The 25,609-nt window shown below is 31.7% G+C and carries 19 protein-coding genes; 12 read left to right on the top strand and 7 right to left on the bottom strand.

Annotation, left to right across the window (positions count from 1 at the left end):
- From BT107_RS03835 to BT107_RS03845, 3 genes are read right to left on the bottom strand one after another with little or no spacing between them, the layout of a single operon-like run.
- Nucleotides 1-2,739: a right-handed parallel beta-helix repeat-containing protein gene (locus BT107_RS03835; RefSeq protein WP_072302424.1), complete on the bottom strand. Its 2,739-nt coding sequence runs from the start codon at nt 2,737-2,739 to the stop codon at nt 1-3.
- Nucleotides 2,740-2,792: 53 nt separating this feature from the next.
- Complete coding sequence (locus tag BT107_RS03840) at nt 2,793-4,730, bottom strand: T9SS type A sorting domain-containing protein (RefSeq protein WP_072302425.1); 1,938 nt, start codon at nt 4,728-4,730, stop codon at nt 2,793-2,795.
- 58 nt (nt 4,731-4,788) lie between these two features.
- On the bottom strand, nt 4,789-8,394 hold the full coding sequence (locus BT107_RS03845) for a carbohydrate-binding protein (protein WP_072302426.1): 3,606 nt from the start codon (nt 8,392-8,394) through the stop codon (nt 4,789-4,791).
- 1,040 nt (nt 8,395-9,434) lie between these two features.
- On the opposite strand from BT107_RS03845, the gene BT107_RS03850 reads away from it, so the two are divergent.
- From BT107_RS03850 to BT107_RS03870, 5 genes are all read left to right on the top strand, one after another.
- A complete protein-coding gene (locus BT107_RS03850) occupies nt 9,435-10,907 on the top strand; it encodes a sensor histidine kinase (protein WP_170854695.1) in 1,473 nt (490 codons plus the stop codon).
- 3 nt (nt 10,908-10,910) lie between these two features.
- Entirely contained in the window at nt 10,911-11,288 is a 378-nt protein-coding gene (locus tag BT107_RS03855) for a response regulator (protein WP_072302428.1), read from the top strand.
- A gap of 138 nt (nt 11,289-11,426) precedes the next feature.
- Nucleotides 11,427-12,641 carry a TolB-like translocation protein gene (locus tag BT107_RS03860; protein ID WP_072302429.1) on the top strand — a complete coding sequence of 405 codons (1,215 nt, stop codon included), beginning with the start codon at nt 11,427-11,429 and terminating at the stop codon, nt 12,639-12,641.
- A 112-nt stretch (nt 12,642-12,753) separates the two neighbouring features.
- Nucleotides 12,754-14,754, top strand: coding sequence for a PorP/SprF family type IX secretion system membrane protein (locus BT107_RS03865; RefSeq protein WP_072302430.1), 2,001 nt, complete (start codon nt 12,754-12,756; stop codon nt 14,752-14,754).
- Nucleotides 14,755-15,642: 888 nt separating this feature from the next.
- A complete protein-coding gene (locus BT107_RS03870; RefSeq protein ID WP_072302908.1) occupies nt 15,643-16,272 on the top strand; it encodes a response regulator transcription factor in 630 nt (209 codons plus the stop codon).
- A gap of 150 nt (nt 16,273-16,422) precedes the next feature.
- On the opposite strand, the gene BT107_RS03875 is transcribed toward BT107_RS03870, so the two are convergent.
- From BT107_RS03875 to BT107_RS03885, 3 genes are read right to left on the bottom strand one after another with little or no spacing between them, the layout of a single operon-like run.
- The gene (locus BT107_RS03875; RefSeq protein WP_072302431.1) at nt 16,423-17,127 is read right to left on the bottom strand and encodes a hypothetical protein; all 705 of its coding nucleotides are present in this window, start codon (nt 17,125-17,127) and stop codon (nt 16,423-16,425) included.
- 58 nt (nt 17,128-17,185) lie between these two features.
- Nucleotides 17,186-17,902 carry a DUF3307 domain-containing protein gene (locus tag BT107_RS03880; protein WP_072302432.1) on the bottom strand — a complete coding sequence of 239 codons (717 nt, stop codon included), beginning with the start codon at nt 17,900-17,902 and terminating at the stop codon, nt 17,186-17,188.
- The gene (locus BT107_RS03885; RefSeq protein ID WP_072302433.1) at nt 17,896-18,498 is read right to left on the bottom strand and encodes a transcriptional regulator; all 603 of its coding nucleotides are present in this window, start codon (nt 18,496-18,498) and stop codon (nt 17,896-17,898) included. The genes BT107_RS03880 and BT107_RS03885 overlap by 7 nt, the downstream gene beginning before the upstream one ends.
- 257 nt (nt 18,499-18,755) lie before the next feature.
- Here BT107_RS03885 and BT107_RS03890 point away from each other — a divergent pair, with 257 nt between their 5' ends.
- A complete protein-coding gene (locus BT107_RS03890) occupies nt 18,756-20,312 on the top strand; it encodes an NAD(P)/FAD-dependent oxidoreductase (protein ID WP_072302434.1) in 1,557 nt (518 codons plus the stop codon).
- 63 nt (nt 20,313-20,375) lie between these two features.
- On the opposite strand, the gene BT107_RS17490 is transcribed toward BT107_RS03890, so the two are convergent.
- Nucleotides 20,376-20,537, bottom strand: coding sequence for a hypothetical protein (locus tag BT107_RS17490; RefSeq protein WP_170854696.1), 162 nt, complete (start codon nt 20,535-20,537; stop codon nt 20,376-20,378).
- Nucleotides 20,538-20,724: 187 nt separating this feature from the next.
- On the opposite strand from BT107_RS17490, the gene BT107_RS03895 reads away from it, so the two are divergent.
- The 6 genes from BT107_RS03895 to BT107_RS03920 all read left to right on the top strand — a co-directional run bounded on the left by BT107_RS03895 (nt 20,725) and on the right by BT107_RS03920 (nt 25,606).
- On the top strand, nt 20,725-21,156 hold the full coding sequence (locus BT107_RS03895; protein WP_072302435.1) for a hypothetical protein: 432 nt from the start codon (nt 20,725-20,727) through the stop codon (nt 21,154-21,156).
- Nucleotides 21,157-21,314: 158 nt separating this feature from the next.
- A complete protein-coding gene (locus tag BT107_RS03900) occupies nt 21,315-23,546 on the top strand; it encodes a TonB-dependent receptor (RefSeq protein WP_072302436.1) in 2,232 nt (743 codons plus the stop codon).
- Between the two features lie 127 nt (nt 23,547-23,673).
- Entirely contained in the window at nt 23,674-24,099 is a 426-nt protein-coding gene (locus BT107_RS03905; protein ID WP_072302437.1) for a 3D domain-containing protein, read from the top strand.
- Between the two features lie 163 nt (nt 24,100-24,262).
- Nucleotides 24,263-24,730 carry a peptide-methionine (R)-S-oxide reductase MsrB gene (gene msrB, locus BT107_RS03910; RefSeq protein WP_072302438.1) on the top strand — a complete coding sequence of 156 codons (468 nt, stop codon included), beginning with the start codon at nt 24,263-24,265 and terminating at the stop codon, nt 24,728-24,730.
- Nucleotides 24,720-25,271: a peptide-methionine (S)-S-oxide reductase MsrA gene (gene msrA / locus BT107_RS03915; protein ID WP_072302439.1), complete on the top strand. Its 552-nt coding sequence runs from the start codon at nt 24,720-24,722 to the stop codon at nt 25,269-25,271. The genes msrB and msrA overlap by 11 nt, the downstream gene beginning before the upstream one ends.
- Before the next feature lie 59 nt (nt 25,272-25,330).
- A complete protein-coding gene (locus tag BT107_RS03920; protein ID WP_072302440.1) occupies nt 25,331-25,606 on the top strand; it encodes a GNAT family N-acetyltransferase in 276 nt (91 codons plus the stop codon).
- The last annotated feature ends 3 nt before the right edge of the window (nt 25,607-25,609 follow it).

Consider the following 25,609-nt stretch of genomic DNA (forward strand, 5'->3'; position numbering starts at 1 on the left):
TTACTGTTTATAAAACTGTTTACTTTCTGTTCCTGGTATAGAAATAATATACATTCCAGTTTTTAAATTATCTAAAATAATAACTGTTTCTTTTGCTGTTGCATTCATTTCTTTTACAACAATGCCACTCATATTTCTAACTACAAGCTTATCTCCTACTTTTACTCCTGCTATCGTAACAAATTCAACTGCTGGGTTAGGATATACTGTTAAAGTCACAGCATTACTTCTTAAACTAGCTGTTGTTGGTACTATTTTCCATTTTTGGTTGCCATTTCTTTTTTCATAAGTATAAGTTATAGCATTGGTATTAAGTGTTCCGTTATTACGGTCTAAACCTTGTGTTTGGCAGTGGTTAGGCAATAAGCCGTATACATTAGTTCCGTTTTCTATAACTTTCCATTGTTGGTGTGTACTTGTTCCGTTTGTATACGTTGCTACTTGAATTCCGTTTTCACATTTAGCATAAGGCACTTCTAAAAATCTATTGTTTGCTTTGTTTTTTATAGTATATACATTATCACCTAAATGCGTAAAAATCCATTTTTGATCATCATAATTACCCGGATTTACCATTTTAGCGTTAAATGTCTCTAAGGCTCTAGACAATAATCTTTGGTTAGAAGTTACAGACTCTATAGTATACATTCCATTATCTATTAACTGAGAGGTTACTGGCGAACCTGCATCTGCTTTTCCTTTTAACAATACAATAGCAGAATAAGGAGCTACTGTTATATTTCCTGTGTAATTATTATGCTTTGCATCTACATAATCTGTAGATCCTAAACTTACAGATTTTGCCACACCTGTTGTATTTACTACAAATTTTATAAAAGTATTTGGGTTTACTGTTGCTGCAAACTTAACCGGAGCACCCTTCCCTTTTTTCTCGTAATTAGGATATTTGTTTTTAAACTCATCTAACGTATATTCATTTGTCTGCCTAGCTAACGTAATACTTAATTCTTTTTGACCTGAATAAGGCATACAGTAATAATTACTATTTACATCTCCTAAAAAGGTATTAAAACCAGCATCTGTTATTTGGTTGGTATACCTTGCAGAAAACTGATTTGGTTTTTTAGAAAACAATATATTATTAGTTACAGTGTTATTTGTTGATTTTGCTACACTACCACCAGCACCAAAACTATTGTTATAGGTAGATAACACCAAACCATTATCGCAATTGTAAACCGTATTATCTCTAATAGTATTTTTACTAGACAAGTTTGCCATTAAACCCCAACCTACTATATTATATACTGTATTCTCATAAATTAACTGGTTTTGAGAATCATTATCTATATAAATACCAGCTGTTTTAAAGCCTCTACCACTTGGTATACCTCTAATTGCACCAGGAGAATCGTGTACCATATTTTTATAAATACTGTTATTTCCGTTTTTATTACCAACAGAATATATACCGCCACCATCATCTTTAGTATAACAATAATTACTAATATCGTTATACCTAATTTTTAAATTACCACCACCAAAATTTAATGCATGATAACCTATATCTTTAATTGTGTTTTTTTCTATAATGTTAGTAGAAGATCCAGATTTACTAATAAACCTAACTCCTGTATAACCAATAAAACCTGGTGCACCCATACCAGAGCGCATACCAATATTTTTGACTGTATTATTGCTAAAGGTTAATCCGTTTACCCCTTCCCAACGTATTGCTACATTATTACTTTCTTCAAAAACAGTATTTGTTACTTTAATATTGCTTAAGGTAAATCCTAAAGACAAGTAGTTATTACCATTGTAAAAATTACAGTTTGTAATAGTTAAGTTAGATGCACCGCTAATAGATAAAGTCTGACTTAAACCTCCTTCTACTCTTAAATCCTGAATTTTAATATAATTGGTATTATTTAAAGCCAATGCCTCATCCCCTGCTGGTATTTCTACATTTAAATTGTTAGGGTTGCTATTGCTATACAAATACAAAACACCAGCGTTTGTATCATGTGCCCACTCACCATTTTGGTCTAACGTATTTACATGGTTCTGAAAAAAGTATCCAAAATTGTTTTCTAAATTATTTTCAAAACCTGCACTAGGGTCCGATAAACTAAAATTTACCGTTGTACCTCCGTGAGATGTCACAGTTTCTACCTTTACATTATCATCTGTAGTTCTAATAGTAATTTCACCACCTTTAAACCTATTTGATGCATAAGGTAAACTTGATGCTTCTGAAATAGATTTATTATTTCCTGCGTGAGATTTTATTGTTCTGTAACCACCATTAGCTGCACTAACATTTGGCTCCCTACCTATTTGCTGTGCTTGGTTGTTTAAAAACAGAGACGCAATTCTACCATTGTTGACTTTAGTCAAATTTGTTTTCCAAATATTACCATTATGGCGTGTCCAGTTATTTATTTTTTTAGCCGCCCTAAGTACTGGCTTGTTCCCAGACCCATAAGCTTTTAAAACAATAGCTTTGCTAGATGAACCTTTCTTGCCTTTTAAATCTAATGAACCATAAAAGACGTCTCCTTTATTAAAATTGATAATATCACCTGCATTAATATTGTTTTTTGCGTTATTTACTTTGTTTATAGTTTTCCAGGGCGTAGCGGCAGATGTACCGTTATTAGAGTCGTTACCAGAGGCACTTACATAGTAGTTATTTTGTGCTACTAAGGAGAGTCCGCTTAAAAGTAAAAAAGCGCACAGAATGTATGTCTGTATTTTTTGTTTTGTAAATATCATAGTAAGATGTTTAAAAAGCCGCCAAACTATAGTAGTCAGGCGGCATATGGTTGTTATTTTTTTATAAATTGAATACTTTCTTTACCTTGAATGGTAATTATATATTTCCCTGATTTTAAACTGGAAGTATCTAAGGTTTCATCTGAACTACTAGCCACTTTTTTAAATACTACATTTCCTGAAAAATCGTAAATAACAAGCTCCTGCCCTGCGTTTATGTTAGAAACTGTTATATAGTCTTGCGTAGGATTAGGGTATACCTTAATGGCTGATGTAACTTCTTCTGCATTTAAACTTAATATGCTTTTAGAAACAGCTAAATTACAATCTAACTTTAGCTCTAATTTTGGTGGTTTTGTTCCCTCTTTAGACCAAAATGAAACATCGTTACCACTAACTTGTCTAACGATTATTGTAACGATTTCTCCTGCAGTAATACCCGATAGGTTCCATTGGTAGTTTGCCCCTACATTATAGGTGCCGGTTTTAGTTCCTAATAGAGCACCTTGTACGGGTCTGTTACCGCTAGATAAGTTGTCTTCTGTCCAATTCGTAGATTTTCCTTTAAAAATATCTATACGTCCGTTTCCGTTATCGGAAGACACGGTTAGGTTTAAGGTTGCAGCATTGTTAGCTTTAAAATTAGTAGGGATTTTAAATTTCAGGAAAACCAATCGTTTTCCGTTTTCTACACGAAGCTGATTGCTATTATAACGTGTAGTTCCTTGAAGGTAGGCATCTTCAGTAGGGGATACGTTTAACACCTCCGTACACGGTGTACTTCCTCCGGTAGCTCCTCCTAATTTTACAGGATACAAAGTACCTCCTTTTGGACTTAAACTTGCTGCCAAAGCAGGAAAATTTGTGGCAGGATTAGCTGGTTTCACCTCTTTAGGACCTTTGTATAATAAGGTAGGGTCTGACCAAGGTGTTGCATTGTTATGGTTTTTTTCTAAGCAAGTATTTTTATAAATGAAATTAGGGTATTTAGAGTTTTGATGTTGCGAAGACCAAGGCCCCATAATGGCATAGTAATTAGGCTCCTTACTATTGTTATATACAGCATTAGGCGTATCTGCTTTTGAGTTAGGCATGTCAGAAGGCAAGGTTATTCTGTTGTTTTCTATTAAATTATTGCCTTTGTCCCCACTATGAAAACTTACTTCTTGTTTAAAATCATTGTCATACACCACATTGTACTCTACATTCCCCCCTTGAAGAGAAATATGTCTTATATGCGTAATTTCACAACCAGTAACTAAGTTATAAGCTCCTTGAATAAAAAAGTATCCTTGTGCTCCTCCTGCTTTTTTATGCGCTCCTTCTACTTTTAAATCTCTTAAGGTTACATAGTTTGCAGGTACTCGGATCGGATCTCTAGCGCAGTTTAAGATCGTCACTTTATCTAACCAACAATCTTCTGAAGTACTAATTTTAACAGAGATATTATCGTTATTTGGTAGTTCATCATTCTCATCTAAACCATAATTCCAATCGTATTTTGGTTTTCCCCAACTACCCTGTATGGTTAATGTATAAATACCACTTTTACGTACTTTGTAAAAACTAAATGCATCACCATTATTCATTTTTATAATGCATTTTACTTTGTTTCTATCTTCACCAATTAATGAAACATTAGATTTCATTACAATTCGTTTATCAATAGTATATGTACCGTTTTTAAGTAACACAGCTACCAATCCGCTTTCTTTAGACGCATCAACAATTGATTTATTTATAGCGTCACTATTTGCTCCGTTTGTAAGTGTTTTTACAACTTTTACATCTTTTAAAAAAGGAATTCCACCTCTTACACCGGCTTTTTGCCATTCTTTCATTTGCGGATACCTATTGTCATACTTATTAGAGTCAAAACGTACTCCTGGATCTCCTACTTTTAATTGTGCATTTACCTTAAAACCTATACATAATAGAAAAATAAGGCTGCAAATAATTATATTTTTATGCTTAAAAAGATAAGTCTTCATACTATTTAAATTAAAAAAAGCTACTTAGAAAATTAATCTCTAAGTAGCCTTATGGTTATTATTTTTTTATAAAATGAATTCCTTCTTTTCCTCTAATAGAAATAATATATTTACCCGATTTTAAGGCTGAAACATCAATGGTTTCTGCTGTAGTACTAGCTACTTTTTTAAGCACTACAATACCCGTAAAATCATATACCATAATTTGTTCTCCATTAGTAACACCAGAAATGGTTATATAATTTTGTGCCGGATTAGGAAAAACTTTAACCTCGCTGTCGATGACTTGTAAAGCAACATTAGCGATTTTAGAAGTAGAACAACCCTCTAATACTTCTTCTGGTCCAGCTCCAACAGGCTTAGTATAGGTTTTAGAAAGTACAAACTTATCCATCTCAAATCCATCCTCTCTCATTGAAAAAGAAATTGTATGCACTCCTGCTGTTGGTACATCAATAAAGATTTTTTGCGGTTCCCCACAATGATTTGCATTTGTACGTTGTTTACTCTCCCAAGTCCATTCTTGTTTACCAGTACACCATTGCATTTTTTGTCCAGAAGCTGGCCAAGTTCCGTTAATACCCACGTGCACACCGTTATCTTCAGATCCTGTAGAATGTGCTCTTACCCAAACAAAATATTTTCCAGGACTAGTGAACTTAACTTTGTAATCTACTATTGCTATTTTTCCTGGTTCATTAGAAAAATTTTGAGCATTAAGAGGGTCACTATGAGTTACTCTTGTATCTGGTAGAATTTCTAAATACCCATTACCACTTGCTTCGTTAGAATGATTTGGGTCTGGATCAGGAGTTGGAGTACCTGTTGTTGTTTCATCAAAAGTATACCATTTTCTATCTCCATCTTTAGATTGACTGTGAAAATGTTCTGCTTCTACAGCTACTACTCCATTTTTTTCTACTGCAATACAATCATTGTTAGGCTCTACAGAAGTAACAGCTTCTACAAAACTTAGGTTATTTACATTAAATAAATAACCAGAACCACCTGTGAAATTTAATTGAAGCGTTTGCTCTCCGGCATTTAACGTAACAGTTGTAGTCACCGTTTTCCAAGCTTGCCAACCTCCTGTGTTTGCAACAGTAAGTTCACCAACATTGGTGCCATCTGCTTCAATTTTAATTGTACCTCCTGTAGTGTTTGTAGCTACTTTTGCTTGTACTTGGTAGTCACCAGCTTCTGCAACAGTTACTTTATAATTGGTAAAGTCTCCGTTTTCTATATAGCCAATATTTTTTCCTCCACCTACATCAGATGTATTTTCTACCTCAATACCAGACTGATTAACAAAATCTTCTACCTCTAAAGTTCCTGGTAAAGAAATAGCATTATCAACCGCACCATTAGCATCATCACACTCAACCTCTAAAATTAATTTAGGAGCAGAAGAACCTTCTTTAGCTGAAAATGATACATCATTACCACCTGTTTGTTTTACTACTAATGAAATTGTTTCTCCAGGTGTAACATTAGATAAATCCCAACTGTACGTACTACCAACACTATAGTTTACATTTAACTGTCCTAATTTAGTACCTTCTGATGGTTTGTTAGCATTAGACAAGTTAGCCTCTGTCCAGTTAGTAGAGCTTCCTTTAAAAACTTCGATTAAACCACTACCAGAATCACTAGAAACGGTAAGTTGTAACTTGGTACTAATAACATTTTTAGTAGTAGATGGTACTGTAAATTGTAGGTATGCAATTCTTCTACCACTTTCTACTCTAAGTTCTGCATTATTAAACTTAGTAGTACCTTGTAAATAGGCATCGTTTGTTAACGTAGCTGTAATTTCATTATCACAACCTGCTCCGTTACCATCATCATCTTTACTAGTAATTAGAGCTACCCAGTCATTAGTATCTGGCGCTACTAAGTTATTACCCAAAGTAGTTTTAGAAGATAAGTTACCACCTGATCTAGGGTTAAACCATTGCACATTGTACTTGTTATTGCCACTAGGTAAACTTAAAGATGTACTACCACCGTTTGGCCTGTATATAGCATATATTTTACCTTCTTTAGTAAAAACATAATCTTTATTATCTGCCGTAACATTGTCTGCAGATACCATATCTACAAGGTCTGTTAATAGGTTATTATTAAAAAATTGTAACGCATAACTACCCTCTTTATACTTTACTCCTCTTTTTCTATGATCTTGACCATTAAGGTCACCATCATTACTTGTATAACCACTGTAGTATTCTACACCTGCACCACCGGCAAGAAAAGTTGCCCAAAGTACCTTTTCTCTAACTTGCTTATCAGAAACCATAATACCTTCTGATGCGCTACCTTGCTCATCATTTGCAACAACCCATTTTCTACCAGCATTTTTAGAGTTTTCTACCCATCTACGTACATCTTTATGTACATTATTTTGACTTGTTTGTACAGACACGCCTGTTAAGTTAGACTTGCTGCCTATTAGCGGGTTGTATCTCTGGTCTTGTTGCCCTGGATAGGTATGTAATACAATATGATGCTTGTAAGGATCTAAGTTTTTAATGTAATTTACTGTAGATTTTACAACATCATCTTTAATAGTTGTTTCTTCAGATAAGTTCCAGTTTAATGCTAAATGATGTCCAAATCTAGCAATTAACTCACGATAATACAGTTTACGTTCTCTACCAAAAGTATGTCCGTCCATTTTTTCACAATTTTCGGTTTCCATTGTTTTAAAATGCAAATACATTCCTTTTTTATCTGCGTATTCCATTACTTTTTCCCACTGTGCTAGCTTAGAAACATCAAAACGGTCTTTATGTAATTTATTCCATTGATCTGGTTTTCCTGCACTTGAGTAATCTGCAGAAGATCCTTTTAATATATGCGGAAAAACTGCACCATCATCTCCACCAGCTGCCCAAGTAAGAAAAGACATTACATTTGCTCCTTGACCAGATAAGTAATTAATAGAACCTAGCATTCCTTTTCCTTTTCCGCCATTCCAAGTATAAGCACTAGCATCTGTAGCTACATAATCTCTGTTATGCGCTTCCCAAGTTTTACTTTTATTACCACCTGCTGTGTTGCCCGGAGTACCGTCAAAGTCTACATAGTGAAAACGATTTTCAGGAGAATCTGCACCCACTTTTAAAAACCAAGGGCCGTTTGGCTTATTAGAATTTGTACCAGTGTGCTTTAAATAATGCTCATCCACATACTGTAATCTACCTAGGTTTTTACTTCTAAAATCTCTGCCAGATTTGTTAGATTCTTCTATAGAAAAACTGCCTGTAACACCATCCATAAAACCACCACTAGCACCACCACCATTAATAGCAACGTTAGAGCCAGATTTAAAAACTGCTGTCCAGTTCCAAACTCCTACATCATCCGGAGCAAAATTAACTCTCCACTTGTTACCAGAATCGCAACCAGTATTTTCTGCATCTCCGCAAGCAGCATAATAACCAGGAACAGTATAACTTCTGTTGCTATTTTTGTGCGTAAAGGTAACCTCTAGTCTATAATCTGAAAATGGATTAGGATTAGAGGTTTCTGTTGTATTTGGACCATTAAATGTTAATGATAACTTGTGCCACCGTTTTAACTCTCCGTCCGGAGTTTGGGCTCTTAGAAACATACCTAGTAGTATGAATCCAATAAATAGATAAGGTTTAAAAAATTTCATAGTAGTAAAATTTAAATTATTAATTAATGAACTATAAACGAGCTCCTATAACAACTAAAAAGAGTTTAAGACTTTGATTTTTTAAGACTAATATTAAGACATAACAGTTCTATTGCCCCTCTGCTTATATCATAAATAATTAAGCATAGAGAACTTTCTAACATCTCTTTATTTTTATAAAAAACTGAAGAAAAGAGTTATAAGATTCGTTATTTTATATATAATAACAAAAGTGTTTTTACACAAAAAAGGTATATTTATAACATAAATAATAGCCCATAATATTAGCTGCATAAATTAAATTACATCTATAAAACTTACGTTTTAAATGTAAATTCATTTTATATAAACTAACTTAAAGTTTACTAATACATTATAAACTAAAATTTACATTACAATTATTATTGTATAATAATTAAGAACAACTGTGTTCTAATAAATTAGCTTATCCTTTTTTGTAAAAAATAACTCTTAGCTAATATGTTTAAGTAGAAGTAATTTATATTTTAACCGATTAAAGATGAGGTTATCACAAGATGATAACTTGTTTTTAGCGCTTAAGTAGGTTTCGAGTAAAGATGTTTTCATTCTTATAAAATTAAATTAATAAAAAATCTTTGGGGGTTACAACAAAGGTAAGTTTTTTCTTACTGTAAACAAAGCGTATTTTATCACAAAAATTAGAAATAAACCAACAATTAAGAGTGTGAATCCTATTCCTTTTAAAATTTAACAAAGTTTTAACATTTTTACATAAGAATTAATAAAACATAAGAAAGTGTCATTTATACATAAAAACTTACCATCTATAATTAAAAGAGTACCTTTTATCATATTACAACAAAAAAATGATAATTAAGCGTAATAAAAAGACTACTATTTATGCTTCAATTTTTGTATTTTTATAGATATTCCTAAGCTATTATTAATTTTGTAAATCTTTTTCTTACCCCATGGAAAAAAAACTAACATTTATTTCTGTAGTCTTATTTATAATTGTTTCTGTAATTATATGGAGCATTTCATATAAACAGGTAGTTATGTATACCAAACACATAACTCTTACTGAAAATATAAAAACCAATAATAAGTTAGACGAAGCAGAATCCAGAATTTCTGAACTATATAATTTAAGTAAAAAAAACATATTATATTTAAGTAAATTAATAGAGTTAGACTTAAAAGAAAATATAGATTTAAGCATAACTAAAAAAAAACTAAAAGGTTTTATAGATTTAGATTCTAATTATTTTCAAGCAAGACTAATTAATAATGAAGGGCAAGAAATTATACGTACAACTAATGACTCCATTCATTCTTTCGATCAAAATCAAGATAAATCAGAAAGATATTACTTTAAAGAGGCTATAAAATTAAGAAAAGGAGAGGTTTTTATATCTTACTTAGATTTAAATATAGAAAACAAAAAAATTGAAAAACCTTATAGACCAACAATACGCTTTTTTAGTCCTATATATGTAAACAAAAAACTAAGAGGTGTTGCTGGTATAAATCTTAATGCTAAAACTTGGCTTAATAACTTAAAGAGTTTAGATATTAACCTGTTAAACTCTAAGAATGAAGTTTTTGTTGCTACTAATCAAGATTTATATCAAAAATCTACAATAGATTTATTAAGTAAAGATGAGAATGGTAATAGTCTTTATTTTTCAAAGAAAATTAGCTTAGAAAATAATTACGTTTGGACACTTTATACTAGTCCAGATATGCAGGATATACAAGATAAGCGAGTAGCCTATATATTTGAAACCTATAAAAATGCTGCATTACTAAATATAGGTGGACTTTTATTTTTAATTATTGTTTTTAGTTTATATAAAAAAAATAAAGATATAACACACCTTAGCAAGACTGTAGAAAACCGTTTGTATGAAAGGGATACACTATTAAAAGAAATTCATCACAGAGTAAAAAATAACTTACAAGTAATTACTAGCCTATTAAGTTTACAATCTAGTTTTATAAAAGACGAGGAAACTAAAGCTTTATTTAGATATAGCCAGTATAGAATTAATTCAATGGCTATAGTTCATGAAATGCTATACAGATCTAATGACCTTAGTAGAATTAATTATGGCAACTATTTAGAGCAGCTTACATCTACAATGTTATTGTCTATGAAAGGTAATAACAGTGCAATTAAGCTAAATATAAAAACTAACGATCTTTTCTTAAATATAGATACATCTGTACCATTAGGATTAATGATTAACGAAATTATTACAAATTCTTTAAAATACGGATTTAAAGAAAACAATACAGGTACATTATCTATAGAAGTAAAAAAACTAGTATATCCTAACTTTTTGCTCCTTATAGGGGACGATGGTACAGGATTTCCTAAGAGCATTAATTTTAGAAATACTAAATCTCTTGGGTTAAAACTAATACACAAGCTGGCACTTCAGCTTAGAGGTAATATAGAAAAAGACAACTCTAAGAAAGGAACTCATTACATCATCACATTTCAAGAAATCGAACAAACATCATAAGTTATGGCTAAAAAAGTACTAATTGTAGAGGATAATATGATTATCCAAATGTTTATAGAAAGTATAATAGAAGGTATGAACTGCGTTGTTAGAACTGCTAGTAATAGTAACGAAGCATTATCTACATTAAAACACTTTACACCAGATGTAATTTTGCTAGACATTGGTTTAAGCGGTGACAAAGATGGTATAGAAGTGGCAGAGATTATTAATATAGAATATAAAATACCTTTTGTATTTATTACAGGAAATTCTGATGTGTCTACAATAGAACGCGCAAAAAAAACAAACCCATTACATATTATTCGTAAGCCAATTGATGAAAATCAGCTTAAAGCTGAGTTCGAAGTTATATGTAGTAAATTGAGTGCAAAACAGTAAAAAAGTGTTATTCACCGTATAATTAATTGATTTTATCGATGAAATGACCAAAAAAAGTAAAAACCTATGAATATTTACTAATAACAGTATAGAGCAATTGTAAGATCTTTGAGGTAACAATAATTTAACCCCTATCTTATGAAAAATTTAATAACCCACAAGATTGCTTTAGGATGTTTAACTACATTTTTATGCTATTCTTTATCGGCTCAAAAAACTACTGCTTATAACACTTCTAAAACTGCTACTATAGAAGTTCAAAAAAGAGTAGACAATTACAAAAAACTTAAAAGTTTAGGTTACACGGACAAAGAAATTTATGAAGATTTAGGTAACGCAAACTTTTTAGTAAAAAAATACAAGACATCTTTGTTCTGGTATAAAAAACTAAAAGAAGTTAGTAAAGACCAAATGCTTAATACTAGTTACCAAGAGCGTTACCAATTTGCTCTTAAACAAGTTGGTGTTAAAGCAATTGCTACTACAGATAATAAAGACTGGATGGCTGCTGTAGCATCTGACTATAAAACAAGCAAACAAAAAAGCAACGCTACTTATAGAGGTAAGTATGGTGAGTATAGTTTTAACCCTAAAGGAAACTCTTCTTTAGAAACGGTTACACAACAAAACAACTATACAGAAGAAATTAAAGACAAGCAAAACGCTTACAAAACTCCTGTTGCTGTTACTGCTAATGGCAAAACAGCATACTTTAGTAAAGGTGTTTATGAAAAACCTGCTACTGGTCTTTTTTCTAAAAAAGAATTGGTTCACAAAATTTACAAAGCTGAGAAGATAAACGGAGAATGGAAAAACGTAAAAGAAGTTGCCTTGGCTCCTAAAAGCTACTCTGTTATGCACCCTACAGTATCTGCAGATGGTAAACGTTTATTCTTTGCTTCTAATATGCCTGGTACTTTTGGTAAGTTCGATATTTATGTTGCTTCAATTAAATCTAACGGAGATTTTGGAGTTGCAAAAAACTTAGGGAAAAAGGTAAACACAGAAAAAAACGATCTATATCCTAAAATAGTAAATGGTAACTCTTTATTCTTTGCTTCTAATGGTCATAAAGGTTATGGCGGACTAGATATTTATATGGTAGAAGTTGGACAACGAAAAGTTGGTATTGCAGCTAACCTAGGTAGTAAAATTAATAGTGATAAAGATGATTTTTCTATAGATATTATGTCTAACAAAGGAACAGGATATGTAATGTCTAACAGAGGACAAGGTAATGTACAAAGAGTTGCTTTTAGCTATCCTAAAAACAATGATAGAGACTTTAATTCTTTAGAAGCTGCAAACGATGAGTCTTCTATTAATTACTCTACTTCAGTTTTTGAAGATTAAGACCTAAGTACTGTAAACATCTATTACCCCCTAGTTTACAATACTAATACCTGTGCTTTGGCAAAAAGTACTTGCAATATTACCCCCCAAAATAACCATAATTTTTACTACTATGAAAAGTAACGTTTCATCATTTAACAAAATCTGTTTACTAGTGTTAGTATATGTAGTACTAAGCTTGCAAGCAGTAACAGCACAAGAAGCTACGGTTTCAGAGAATAGTTCTAACAATTCTTATCACAACCAATTGTTTTTTAATCGATTTTTAATTAATCCTACCTTTTCTTTGGTAAGAGAAAACAAATCATACTTAAACATATTGCACAGAAATCAGTATGCTACTTTTGATGATAACGTACAAAACTATTTTGTAGGTTTTAGTAGTAAAATTAATGACAATACTGCTTTTGGGATCGGTATTTACAGCCAGTGGGCAGGTGTTGTACAAGAGTTTGGCTTTAATGCTAACTACGCAACAGCAGTACAATTAGGAGCAAAAAGTAAACTTACTTTTGGAGCTAACGTTACTTATTTTAACGAAGGTTTAGATAAAAACAGAATTGTAGCAGAAGACAACGATATACAATTGGTAGATTCTAAAAAAGAAAGCAAATTAGCTATACAACCAGCTATTACATTATCTGTTGGTAGGTTTGATGTTGGTATCTACGCTAAAGATTTATTAAAGTACAACCAAACAACAAATGCTTTCTCTACTAATTTTAATGATAGAAGTGTAAAAGCATCTTTACAATACACACAACCATTTAATGCAACTAGAGGTTTGTTTGCAGATGCTAGATTTATGCCTTTAGTACAAATGGGTAAAAATGAAAATGGTAATTTATCTTATGTAGGCTCTATGCTTTTAGATTTACCAAAATACGGATGGTTACAATCTACAATAGATAATGAGCACGGAGTTTCTATGGGACTTGGGTTTAATCTAAGTAACAAAATGTCTTTAGGTTATTTACTAGAAAAAGATGTTATGCAAGACAATACAGATTTAGGATGGAACCACGAATTGTCTTTAGCTTATACATTTAAGAATAACGGACCTGCTTTTGCTACAAATGATGAGCAAAATTCTCAAGACCGTAAAATAGATGGTATCATTAGAAACTATGAAGAGCAGATTTTAGCTCTAATGGAAGATCAAAAAAGAGATAAAGAAAGAATAGTTGCTTTAGAAGGTGGTAAAAACTCAACTAAAATGGCTATTTCTAGTAAAAAAAGAGAAAGAGAAATATTAGCTTTAATTACAGAACAAAATAATTTAAAGAAGAAACAAAGTAACACAAAAGAATCTAAGAACTCTACAGTAGCGCCTAAAGCTACTTATGCTAGTACAACTAGTACAAGAGTGCCACAAAGTAAGGTACAAGACAAATACAATACAATTGTTAAAAACTTTGAGTCGCAAAGTGTTACTTTAAATAGTAAAAAAAGAAAAGAGAATAGAAATAATAAAAGAGCTAGTAAAAACAATACGGTTACAGAAGAGACTTTACAAGAAGATACAAACTCTTTAGCATACCAAAACAGATTAATTTTAGATGAACTTATATTAAGACAAGATTCTATAGAAAATGCACGTAGTGCAGAGTTAGAAAAGAAATTTGAGACTATTGTACGTATTCTAAGAAACGATATTAAACAAAACATAAATACTACTGCACAAGATGTAAACACAGTACCAACTACAGCTGTAGCTGCTACAACAACTAAAAAAGTTACATACCAATTAGATGCTAACAAAAAAGATACAGATAAGTTTAAAAAGTTACCATTAAAAGTGGTGAATGAGTCTGATATTGATGGTGTAAAGTCTGGTTACTATGTAATTGCAAATGTGTATAAGACTAAAAAATATTTAGATGCTTTTGTTACTAAGTTAAAAGAACAAAACATTAATGCTAAGCAGTTCTACAATAAAGAAAATGATCTTTACTATGTATACTTAGCAGATTACAATTATGAAGAAGAAGCTGAAACAGCATATGCATCTAACTTAAATGGTAAATACCAGGATGAAAAGTGGATCTTAAAAGTAGACAATCCTACTTTTTCTACATCAACTGCAACAGCATCAAACATATATGAAGATTAATACAAATTAAGTTACCTCTTCCAAGAGGAAAAATTGGGTTATTTTATAAGTAAAATTACGCATCGGGGGTTGCGGGTAGTCCTAAAAGACAAAGTATATAACGTTCTTATACTTGTCTTTTGGACTATTTTTTTTGATTAAAAGTGTAGTTCATCTAAAAACTAAACTTTAGAATCATTCTTAATAAGGTGTGCTTTTTTTAACACTTTATCGATTAGCCCCTTTTAAATAAGCGATTAAATGCAATTGTTTATCGATGAAATGCATTTTAACATTGTTTAACACAGAATAGCCCTACAGAAACATTTTGTTAGCTAACTCAAATTTTCTATCTTTATTATAGAGATAGAGAAAAATAGTGTATAACCTATTTAATAGTTTCTTTTTTAGTTTTAATAATAGAACGTAAATAAGAAATTAGAAAAGTAAAAAACTATTAAACTACAGTGTTTTTCTTCTCTAAAAAGTAAATTTAGAAACCGATAAAAAGGTTTCTTTAACCCCCAAAACCCAAATTATATGAAGCTTTTTTACGCTCTAAAAACTACCAAAAAACAATCTTACACAACCTATGTTAATTGTTCACCTTTTTCCCCACAAGAAAGTGACAATCTCCGCTGTAAACAGTTTTTACATCGCAGTATTTAATCCTATTTATTAAGCTTAGAAACTAAATTTAAAAAGATTTTTTTCAATCTAAAACTAAAAAAGTATTACCCCTACCCTTTAGTTTTAGTTGCAAATTGCATCTATTAAATTGCACTTAATTATTTTAAAAAATAATTAAGAATGGTATACTATTGCTTTTATTTAAGAATAAATACACCCCAAATTTTACTTATTTTACTTAACCCGTATGCTGGTAACAGTATGCAAAACCCCCTACTTATGTTACTAAAAAATTTAAATGTTATTGTAATAGATAACGACAAAAACTTTACCAAAACCTACAACAACTACTTTAACCTGTATTCAGATTACAATTTAATTGGCACTTATAGCTCTGCTAAAGAAGCTTTAAGATCTTCTACAACTGCTATACCAGACATTATTATTACAGATATTCCTGAAGAAGAGTTAGGTGGTATAGATGTTTTAATTAAGTTTAAAAAGAAAGCTATAAACGCAAAAATTATTGTTATTAGTGAGCAAAACGACTTTAACCTTATTAAAAAGGCCTTTAAAAATGGAGCCAATGGTTATTTAACAAAACCTCTTACTGAAGAAAGGTTGTACAATGCATTAAACTCTATTAGGTTTGATGGTGCTGCAATAAGCAATGACATTGCAAAGCAAGTTATATCTATGTTTCAGAGAAAGTCTTTTAATGAGTTTTCTAAAAGAGAAAACGAAATTATTGACTATTTGTTTGAAGGCGAGACCTATAAAACAATTGCAGAAAAATTATTTGTAACTGCAAGTGCGGTAAATTTTCATATTCAAAATATATATTTAAAACTTAATGTTAACTCTAAGTCAGAGGCATTAGACAAACTTAGACAATTAGATTGTGCATAATATTAATACGCTATATAAGGACATATTTTTACCTACTTATGCTATGTCCTACTTATGCTAAAGCTTAAATAGTTTTATACTATTTATTTAGATTGTCCATATTTTACCATAAAGCCCTTGAAATTGTTGATTTTCAAGGGTTTTATATTTTCAATCGGTAAAAATTGTTTCTCCTTTTACCAACCAAGATATTCCAAAGCATTCTATAGCAACTGTTTCCATCCAAAAGGTTAAATGATTAGTTGTGTAAATATCTGCGGGTATAACTTCTAATAAACCTAATAATACCACTACTAGAGCAGACAGCATTAATATGCCACAAAATTTATAAATAGTATTACGTTGTCTTTTTTCTTTAGTTCTCTCCCATTTTGGCTTATTAGATCTTGTAAAAATAAAGAGCGACATATAGTTAAGGCTCAATAAAAAAATTGCTGCTGCTATGTAATGAAAACGTACACGCCAAATACTATCCTGTATATAGGTTACACTATAAGCTGCATCTGCATCGCAACAGGTAATTGCTATATTATCCGTAGGAAAAAGCAATAATAAAATAGCAAATAAACCCGCTGTAAAAGAAACATAAAAATCTATTGGCTCTCTACCTTTATAAACCATTAAAAATATAGCCAACACACTTACAACTATAATAAAAATAGGGTTTGCTCTAGTATAGTAATAATGACTAATAGATTCTAAGGTTACGGTGTGCTCTGCCGTTATCCATAAAAAAACATATAACAAAACAGGTAAAGCAATACCTAAAACACCTATTAGCTTACGTAATGTTTGAGTGTTCGTGAGCCAAATATCATCATCTCTTCTATAGTCTAAATTTAACATTTTTTGCATCTTAGAAGTAGATTCTTACTTTGTTTTATATTCCATAAAAAATGGCTTTCTAAATTGATTATGACAATTGTTCTAGCATATATTTGTAGCCTAATGCTATTACTATAGCTAAGCCAAAACTTATTAAAGTACCTATTAATATGTACTCTGTAAGCTTACGATCGTTAGACTTAGATAAATCTCCAAATCTAAAAACAGATTTTGCTGTTAGTAAAAACCCAATACCACTCCACTGTCCTAAAATAATAAATACAAAAATGAATAAACGTTCTAGCACACCAATATAAGCACCTGCATTTTTAAGAGATTTTTTAGTAGCATCTTCTAGTTTCCACCTAGATATAATTACCTTCATTAGTATAGAAGACACATTTGTTAATAGAAAAATAGCTATTAAAAATAAAATTAGCTCTGGAGTGAACATATTAGAGAACTCAAAAGTATAATCTGTGTAACAGTACGCAACTACAAACAATACTATTAAATGCAAAACTTGGTCTAAGAAAAAAAAGGTTCTTGCATTTTTTTTAGTTTGCAGCTTTAGTTTTGCTAGATCTATACAATAATGCGATATAACAATAGCAAAAATCCCTAAAAAATAAGTTGTATTAAACTCTAAAATTAAAACTAAAGCAACTAAATGTATTAGTGTATGCCAGTATAAGTAAATAGATCTATGTTTCTTTTTTTGTTTGTCTTTTATCCAACTATTTGGCTGTAGCACAAAGTCGCCAAGAATGTGTGCTAAAACTAATTTTAAAGTAAGTACTAACATAGTTTTTTAGTTTGGGAGTTATAGTAGTCTAGTATTTTTATAATTTCATCAAAACCAGCTTTCTTTAAACTAGTACTTATATTGCTTTGCTTTTTATCTAGCTTTTGTGCAAGTTCTTTCTGTGTTATAGTTGTGTTTGCTAGGCTTTCTTTTATCAATAGCGCATAGTTTGGTGTCCAATTATCTATTGTTAATACAAGTACATCTAATAATAGGTTTAGTACAGTATTAAAATCTTCCCAGGGTGTTTTTATAGCAATCGTTTGTTTTTTTAACTCCTCAAAACATTCGCCTGAATTTACATAAGCCGTACCATTAGACTCTGTTATCTTATCTGCTAAATAGCTTTCTTCTCCTATGCCAATAGCCATTCTAACATCTAAAGTTTTAAATTCTTTTATAACTGCTTTTAATTCTAACGCAGTTTTTAATGCCAAAGCAGGAGTCGTTTTTATTTGAAAACTATCTCCTCTGTATATTTCCCAATCCTTAGGTCTCTCTCCTATCTTTTGCAACTCTTCTTTTAATACAGGCATCCAAAGGGATACATCTTCTGCCCTAGAGTTTATTATATCTCCTGTTATTACAGCTATCATTCCTCAAGTTTTACCAAATATATGCTTTTTTACATATAATTACAAATATATGCTTATTTGCATATAAATTAAAATATATGCTATTTAACATATAATTAAACTTTAAAGTATTTATCGTTACAAAATACCTTTACTAAGCCTATAAAAGAGCATTATTATAATTCCTGAGTTTGTGTCTTACGGCTCATTATTTCATCAATCTTAAAATTATCAAAGACAAAAAAGATAAATTCTTTTAAAACCACTATTTTTGCGGTATGGTAAGAAACATTCAGCTTAGAACTACATTATTAGAAGAACCTATAAAAGGCATTCTAACAAAAAAAGCTGCAAAATATTTAGGCATTCCGGTATCAGAAATTACGGCAGTAAAAGTAGATCGTAAGTCTATAGATGCCCGTAAAGCAACTATTTACTTTAATTATAAAGTATCTGTTTATATAAAAGAACCTGCCCCAGAAAGTAGTAATTATACTTTTGATTATAAAGATGTTTCTAATGCCAAAGAAATACACATTATTGGTTTTGGACCTGCAGGTATGTATGCTGCGCTACGTTGTATAGAACTAGGTTACAAACCTATTGTTTTAGAGCGTGGTAAAAATGTACAAGACAGACGTAGAGATCTAAAAGCCATTAACCAAGAGCATATTGTAAACGAAGACTCTAACTACTGCTTTGGCGAAGGTGGTGCTGGTACCTATTCTGATGGTAAATTATATACCAGAAGTCTTAAGCGTGGAGATGTACGTAGAATTTTTGAAAACTTAGTATACCACGGAGCTACAGAACAAATTTTAATAGACGCACACCCACATATTGGTACCAACAAGCTCCCTAAACTTGTACAAAATATTAGAGAAAATATTATAAAGTACGGTGGTGAGGTCCATTTTGATACTAAAGTGGTTGACTTTGATATACAAAACAACACTTTAAAAGCCATAATTTTAGAAAACGGAGATGAAATGGCTGTAAATAGTGTAATTCTTGCAACCGGACATTCGGCTAGAGATATATACTATTTATTACATAAAAAAGAAATTGCATTACAAGCAAAATCGTTTGCAATGGGTGTACGTATAGAACACCCACAACATATAATAGACAGCATACAATACCATTGCAGTGGTGAGCGTAACGAGTTATTACCCGCAGCTGCTTATAGCCTTGTAGAACAAGTAAAAGGTAGAGGTGTATACTCTTTTTGTATGTGTCCTGGTGGATTTATTGTACCTGCAGCAACGGCTCCAGGAGAAGTTGTGGTAAACGGTATGTCGCCTTCTAAACGAAACAATTTATATGCAAATTCTGGTATTGTTGTAGAGATAAATATTGATGAAGATATTCCTAAGTACAACAAGTTTGGTGTTTTAAAAGGGTTAGAGTACCAAAAAGACTTAGAAAAATTAGCTTTTACCGCAGGCGGAAGAAGTCAAGTTGCACCCGCACAAAGACTTACAGATTTTGTAGATGGTAAATTATCTACGAGTTTAAACGATACATCTTACCAACCAGGACTAAAGTCTGCTCCACTACACTCACTTTTACCAAAGTTAATTGGTAGTCGTTTACGAGGCGGATTTAAAGCTTTTGGTGATAAAATGAATGGATACTATACTTCCGAAGCCAATATTATTGGTGTAGAGTCTAGAACCTCATCTCCTGTAAATATTCCAAGAACAGAAAAATTAGAACATCCAGAAATTAAAGGCTTATTCCCGTGCGGAGAAGGTGGTGGTTATGCAGGCGGTATTATTTCTGCAGCTATGGATGGTGAAAGATGTGCTGAAGCAGCAGTGACTGGTATATAACTTAATTATGAACAACTAGCCTTTAGCACTTTTCTTAAGGCTTTTTTGTTTATACTGTTTACTTTACTCAGGACTCTCACTAGTTTCGTGCGCTTTTTTTATAATAGCTTTAAGTCGTTCTTTACGTAATGCCTCTTCTTTTTTCTTCTTATTAATTTTTCTTGCCATTAATTTAGAGTGTTTGGCTTTGTTTAATGTATTCTTCTCTCTTCCTTTTTTTGCCATAAGTACCTTATTTAAAACCTTCTACTATCAACCTAAAAACAAAAAAGCATATTTTTTTTACTTTTTTTAAAACCCTACTTCAAATTTTCTCGTTAGTATGGTAAGAGTGTATAAGTTTTTATAGCTTTGGTAGCTGCAAAAATAACACTTAAATAAACAATAATAACAAAGTGTTTTAAAGCGTAAAATGAGGAACATTAAGCAGCATATAGTACAGTTAATAGCAATTAGCATAAGCTTATTGTATGTACTTCATCCGTTGCAAGACCAAATAAAAGATGCTTTACACGCCGTTTCTCATGCTATAGAGACACATACAGTAGCAACAGCACACTCACACAGCAATACCTCAACTACAAATCATAGTCATTCTCATAACCAAAATCACGAGCACCAGATAATAACTTTTATAAATAATCTTTTTGGCGCACCAGATAACGATTCTAAAGATGTACTTGTATTAGATATTAAAATAGACAAGCATATAATAGATACATATACTTACGTATTTAAAAATAACACCACATTAACTATTAACTATATTTATACTAACCCAGATAAAACTACAAAGGGTTATATAACAGCTGTAGAAAAACCTCCAAAAAGCGCACTAGCTTAATACTGCTTTTACTAGCAGAAAAAAAATTATTTATACAAGAACTGCAAGTTACTTTAGGCTAAACTATGCCTATGGCTAAACTATGCGCTTACAATTCTAGTATTTAGATGTAGAACATTTTTCTAGATCCAGATACTACTTACAACAAACTACAACAAATGAAATATTTTATAGCATTAATACTGCTCCTTACAACCATTGGAAGTATACAAGCACACGAACTTAAAGGTACTGTTGTATCTAATAGCAATACACCTATAGAAGGTGTTAGTGTGTACAACCAAACAACAGGTGACTACACCTATTCTAGCACTTCTGGTTTTTTTAAGTTGAATGATATCTCTTTAAACGACGTTATTTTCTTTTACAACCTTGGGTACGCTACGCAACAAATTACAATTACAGAAGAACATTTAAATACAACAATAAGAGTTAACTTAACAGAAAGCGCTGTGTCTTTAGACCAAGTAGTTCTAGTATCTAAAGTAAACTCACTTAGTACGTTTTTAAATGTAGATGTAAAAACAAACCCTGTTAAGTCTTCACAAGAGATCTTACGTAAAGTTCCTGGACTAATTATTGGTCAGCATGCAGGTGGTGGTAAAGCAGAACAAATATTTTTACGTGGGTTTGATATTGACCATGGTACAGACGTTGCAATTAGTGTAGATGGCTTACCTGTTAATATGGTGTCTCATGCACACGGACAAGGTTATGCAGATATGCACTTTATTATACCAGAAACCGTAGATAATATAGATTTTGGTAAAGGTCCTTACTACGCTAACGTAGGTAACTTTAATACGGCTGGTTATGTTAATCTAAAAACTAAAAAGAAATTAGATAACAATTTACTTTCTGTAGAAGCAGGACAATTTAATAGCTTACGTGCTGTAAGTATGCTTAAGTTATTAGATGAAGAACAAAGTAATATGTATTTAGCCTCTGAGCTTGTACTTACAGATGGAGTTTTTGATGCTCCTCAGAATTTTAATAGAATTAACTTAATGGGGCGTTATAACTTTAATAACTATGACGATCAAGAGTTTACTATTACTGCTAGTCATTTTCAAAGTAAATGGGATGCTTCTGGTCAAATACCTCAACGTGCAGTAGACCAAGGATTAATTGGTAGGTTTGGCGCTATAGACGATACCGAAGGCGGTAAAACAAGCAGATCTAACCTATGGTTTAATCATACCAAACAATTTAACGAGCACGAGTCTCTTACTTCTAAGGCATATGTATCTAAGTACGACTTTGAGTTGTTCTCTAACTTTACTTTCTTTTTAGATGATCCTGTAAACGGAGATCAAATAAAACAAAAAGAGTCTCGTAGTATTTTTGGAGCCGAATCTATTTATGCTCATAATTTTCATTTTGAGAAAGACAACTCGCAATTAAAATTAGAAGCTGGTGCTGGTTTTAGGTATGATGATATAAATGACGTAGAACTATCGCACACAGCAAACAGACAAACTACCTTAGAAACTTATGCTTTAGGTGATGTTGATGAAGTAAATATGTATAGTTTTTTAAACGCTACGTACAAGAAAAACAAATGGACAATTAATCCTGGTTTGCGTTTAGATTATTTTAAAAACGATTATATAGACAAACTACAAACTACTTATACTAGTTTAAGTGAAGACAAGGTCTTTGTAAGTCCTAAGCTAAACTTTATATATGCTGCCTCTCCTAGTGTACAGTTATTTTTAAAATCTGGTATTGGTTTTCATTCTAACGACACACGTGTAGTAACAGCTAACAATGGTAAAGAAATATTACCTGCTGCTTATGGTAACGATTTGGGTGTAATTCTTAAACCATCATCTAAGCTAGTTATAAACGCTGCTTTATGGAGCTTATTCCTAGAACAAGAGTTTGTATATGTTGGTGATGCTGGTGTGGTAGAACCTAGCGGAAAAACACAACGTTATGGTGTAGATTTAGGTTTTAGATACAACATAAACCCTAATTTGTATTTGTATAGTGATGCAAACTACGCTTATGCCAGAAGTACAGAAGAAGCAGATGGTGAAGATTACATACCACTAGCACCTTCTTTAACTGCCGCTGGTGGTTTAACATTTAAAAACATTGGTAAGTTCTCTGGTGGATTAAATTACAGGTACGTAAAAGATAGACCCGCTAATGAAGATAATTCTATTATTGCAGATGGCTACTTTTTATCAGACTTTAATATGGCTTACAGTACAGGTAAATGGACATATGGTGTTATTATAGAGAATTTGTTCGATACAGAATGGAACGAAAGTCAGTTTGCTACAGAAACAAGATTGTTTAATGAGACTAACCCTGTAGATGAAATTCATTTTACACCAGGAACTCCTTTCTTTTTAAAAGCTAAAGTTTCCGTAACTTTTTAAAAACGGTATTTTATTGCACTTTAAAACCCATAACTATTGTTGTGGGTTTTTCTTTTTATCAAACTAAAGCAACATAGTACTATTAAAAAAATATAGTATATTTAATTCTTATACATTGGTTCTATAAATGATAAAAAGGTTTTTAATACTACTAACACTAGCTCTTATTTTCTCTTGCTCTAATAAAAAAGTGAAGAAAGAAGAAAGTCCGTATGTTTGGAAAACACATAGTGTAAGAGCCACCGCATACAACTCACTGGCATACCAAACGTCTTTACAACCTACAATTGCTGCCTGGGGAGATAGTCTTAAACCTGGAGATAAATATATAGCTGTTTCTAATGATCTTTTAAAATTGGGACTAGACAGAAATACAGAAGTAAAACTAGAAGGGTTTAGTGGTACTTTTCTAGTTAAAGATAAAATGCATTCTAAATGGCGCAACCGTATAGATATTTATATGGGTGTAGATGTAGATAAAGCTATAGAGTACGGTGTCAAAAAAATTAATATACAGTACAAAACTCTTAAAGATAGCTTAAAAACCCCTTAATTTCTTAGCGTTCTTCTTACCTTTAAGCTATATACTGTTTTTGTAGCTTTACTATACTTTCTCTTTGTCTTTAAATTGATAGGAAAATAGCTTTAGTACGACAAAACATACAAGTAAAATAACAATAGTATAACAATTAATAAAACAGAAAGGATTTTGGTTTATGCTAACTTGGAAAAATGTAATTCATTATGCGGTTAAAGGGAATTTAGAACCAGATTTTAAAGTTATAAAGTCTGATGAAGATTGGAAACTATTACTGACACCTGAACAATATAGAATTACACGTAAAAACGGAACAGAGGCTGCGCATACAGGAGCATTATGTAGTTTGTTTGAAGACGGACAATACAACTGTGTCTGTTGCAATACCCCTCTTTTTAGTGCGGATATTAAATTTAAATCAGATTCGGGTTGGCCAAGTTTTACCCAACCTATAAAAGAAAATGCCATTAAATACGTAAAAGACATCAGTTTTGGTATGGTTCGCGTAGAGGTTTTGTGTAATACGTGTAATGCACATTTAGGACATATTTTTCCAGACGGACCAAAACCTAGTGGTTTACGTTATTGTATAAATTCTGAAGCTTTACAGCTTCAAAAAATAGAGGAAGAAAATAATGAAGAATAGAAAATTAGAAACATTAACTGTTGGCGGAGGCTGTTTCTGGTGTACAGAAGCGGTTTTTAATCACGTTAAGGGAATAGAAAAAGTAGTTTCTGGTTATACAGGTGGTATTGCTCCTGGTAGACCAACGTATAGAGAAATATGCTCTGGTTTAACTGGGCACGCAGAAGTTGTACAGGTTACGTACAATGCGGCAGAAATATCATACCAAGATTTACTAGTTGTATTTATGACTACTCACAACCCTACTACACTTAACAGACAAGGTGCAGATGCTGGCACACAATACAGATCTGTAATTTACTACCACAATGCTATGCAAAAAGAGGTAGCTGAGGTAGTTGTTAAAGAAATGGCTCCGTATTATGCAGATCCTATTGTAACAGAGATTAGTCCAATAGGTGTTTTTTATGAAGCAGAAAAAGATCACCAAAGTTTTTATCAAAATAATAAAACAATGGGGTACTGTACTGTGGTTATAGATCCTAAGTTGGCTAAACTAAGACAAATGCACGCAGATAAGCTAAAAAGTGTAACTGCGTAATTTATGAACAATACCTGTAGAGCTAAATGTCTTTACAGGTATTTTAAATTTATAAAACAATGAGTATAATTCACGATAAAGAAAACAACAAATTTACTATGGATGTAGATGGTGCAACCGCATTTGTAGATTATAAGATAAAAAACGATAAAATGTACCTTGTTTATTCAGAAGTCCCTACCAGCTTAAGAGGCAAGGGAATTGGCAAACAATTGGTTGAAAAAACGTTTGAAAAGCTTACTCAAGAAGGATACAAAGCTATTGCAGTATGCGGTTACGTTAAAGCTATTGCTAAGAGAAGTGATAAATGGAATACCATAATTGAACAAGCATAAGTA

This window comes from Cellulophaga fucicola (genome assembly GCF_900119145.1).
In the GTDB taxonomy this organism is placed as follows: domain Bacteria; phylum Bacteroidota; class Bacteroidia; order Flavobacteriales; family Flavobacteriaceae; genus Cellulophaga; species Cellulophaga fucicola.

Coding starts and splice junctions, on each gene's coding strand:
- BT107_RS03835 (WP_072302424.1), bottom strand. CDS start 2,739: ATGATATTTACAAAACAAAAAATACAGACATACATTCTGTGCGCTTTT.
- BT107_RS03840 (WP_072302425.1), bottom strand. CDS start 4,730: ATGAAGACTTATCTTTTTAAGCATAAAAATATAATTATTTGCAGCCTT.
- BT107_RS03845 (WP_072302426.1), bottom strand. CDS start 8,394: ATGAAATTTTTTAAACCTTATCTATTTATTGGATTCATACTACTAGGT.
- BT107_RS03850 (WP_170854695.1), top strand. CDS start 9,435: ATGTATACCAAACACATAACTCTTACTGAAAATATAAAAACCAATAAT.
- BT107_RS03855 (WP_072302428.1), top strand. CDS start 10,911: ATGGCTAAAAAAGTACTAATTGTAGAGGATAATATGATTATCCAAATG.
- BT107_RS03860 (WP_072302429.1), top strand. CDS start 11,427: ATGAAAAATTTAATAACCCACAAGATTGCTTTAGGATGTTTAACTACA.
- BT107_RS03865 (WP_072302430.1), top strand. CDS start 12,754: ATGAAAAGTAACGTTTCATCATTTAACAAAATCTGTTTACTAGTGTTA.
- BT107_RS03870 (WP_072302908.1), top strand. CDS start 15,643: ATGTTACTAAAAAATTTAAATGTTATTGTAATAGATAACGACAAAAAC.
- BT107_RS03875 (WP_072302431.1), bottom strand. CDS start 17,127: ATGCAAAAAATGTTAAATTTAGACTATAGAAGAGATGATGATATTTGG.
- BT107_RS03880 (WP_072302432.1), bottom strand. CDS start 17,902: ATGTTAGTACTTACTTTAAAATTAGTTTTAGCACACATTCTTGGCGAC.
- BT107_RS03885 (WP_072302433.1), bottom strand. CDS start 18,498: ATGATAGCTGTAATAACAGGAGATATAATAAACTCTAGGGCAGAAGAT.
- BT107_RS03890 (WP_072302434.1), top strand. CDS start 18,756: ATGGTAAGAAACATTCAGCTTAGAACTACATTATTAGAAGAACCTATA.
- BT107_RS17490 (WP_170854696.1), bottom strand. CDS start 20,537: ATGGCAAAAAAAGGAAGAGAGAAGAATACATTAAACAAAGCCAAACAC.
- BT107_RS03895 (WP_072302435.1), top strand. CDS start 20,725: ATGAGGAACATTAAGCAGCATATAGTACAGTTAATAGCAATTAGCATA.
- BT107_RS03900 (WP_072302436.1), top strand. CDS start 21,315: ATGAAATATTTTATAGCATTAATACTGCTCCTTACAACCATTGGAAGT.
- BT107_RS03905 (WP_072302437.1), top strand. CDS start 23,674: ATGATAAAAAGGTTTTTAATACTACTAACACTAGCTCTTATTTTCTCT.
- msrB (WP_072302438.1), top strand. CDS start 24,263: ATGCTAACTTGGAAAAATGTAATTCATTATGCGGTTAAAGGGAATTTA.
- msrA (WP_072302439.1), top strand. CDS start 24,720: ATGAAGAATAGAAAATTAGAAACATTAACTGTTGGCGGAGGCTGTTTC.
- BT107_RS03920 (WP_072302440.1), top strand. CDS start 25,331: ATGAGTATAATTCACGATAAAGAAAACAACAAATTTACTATGGATGTA.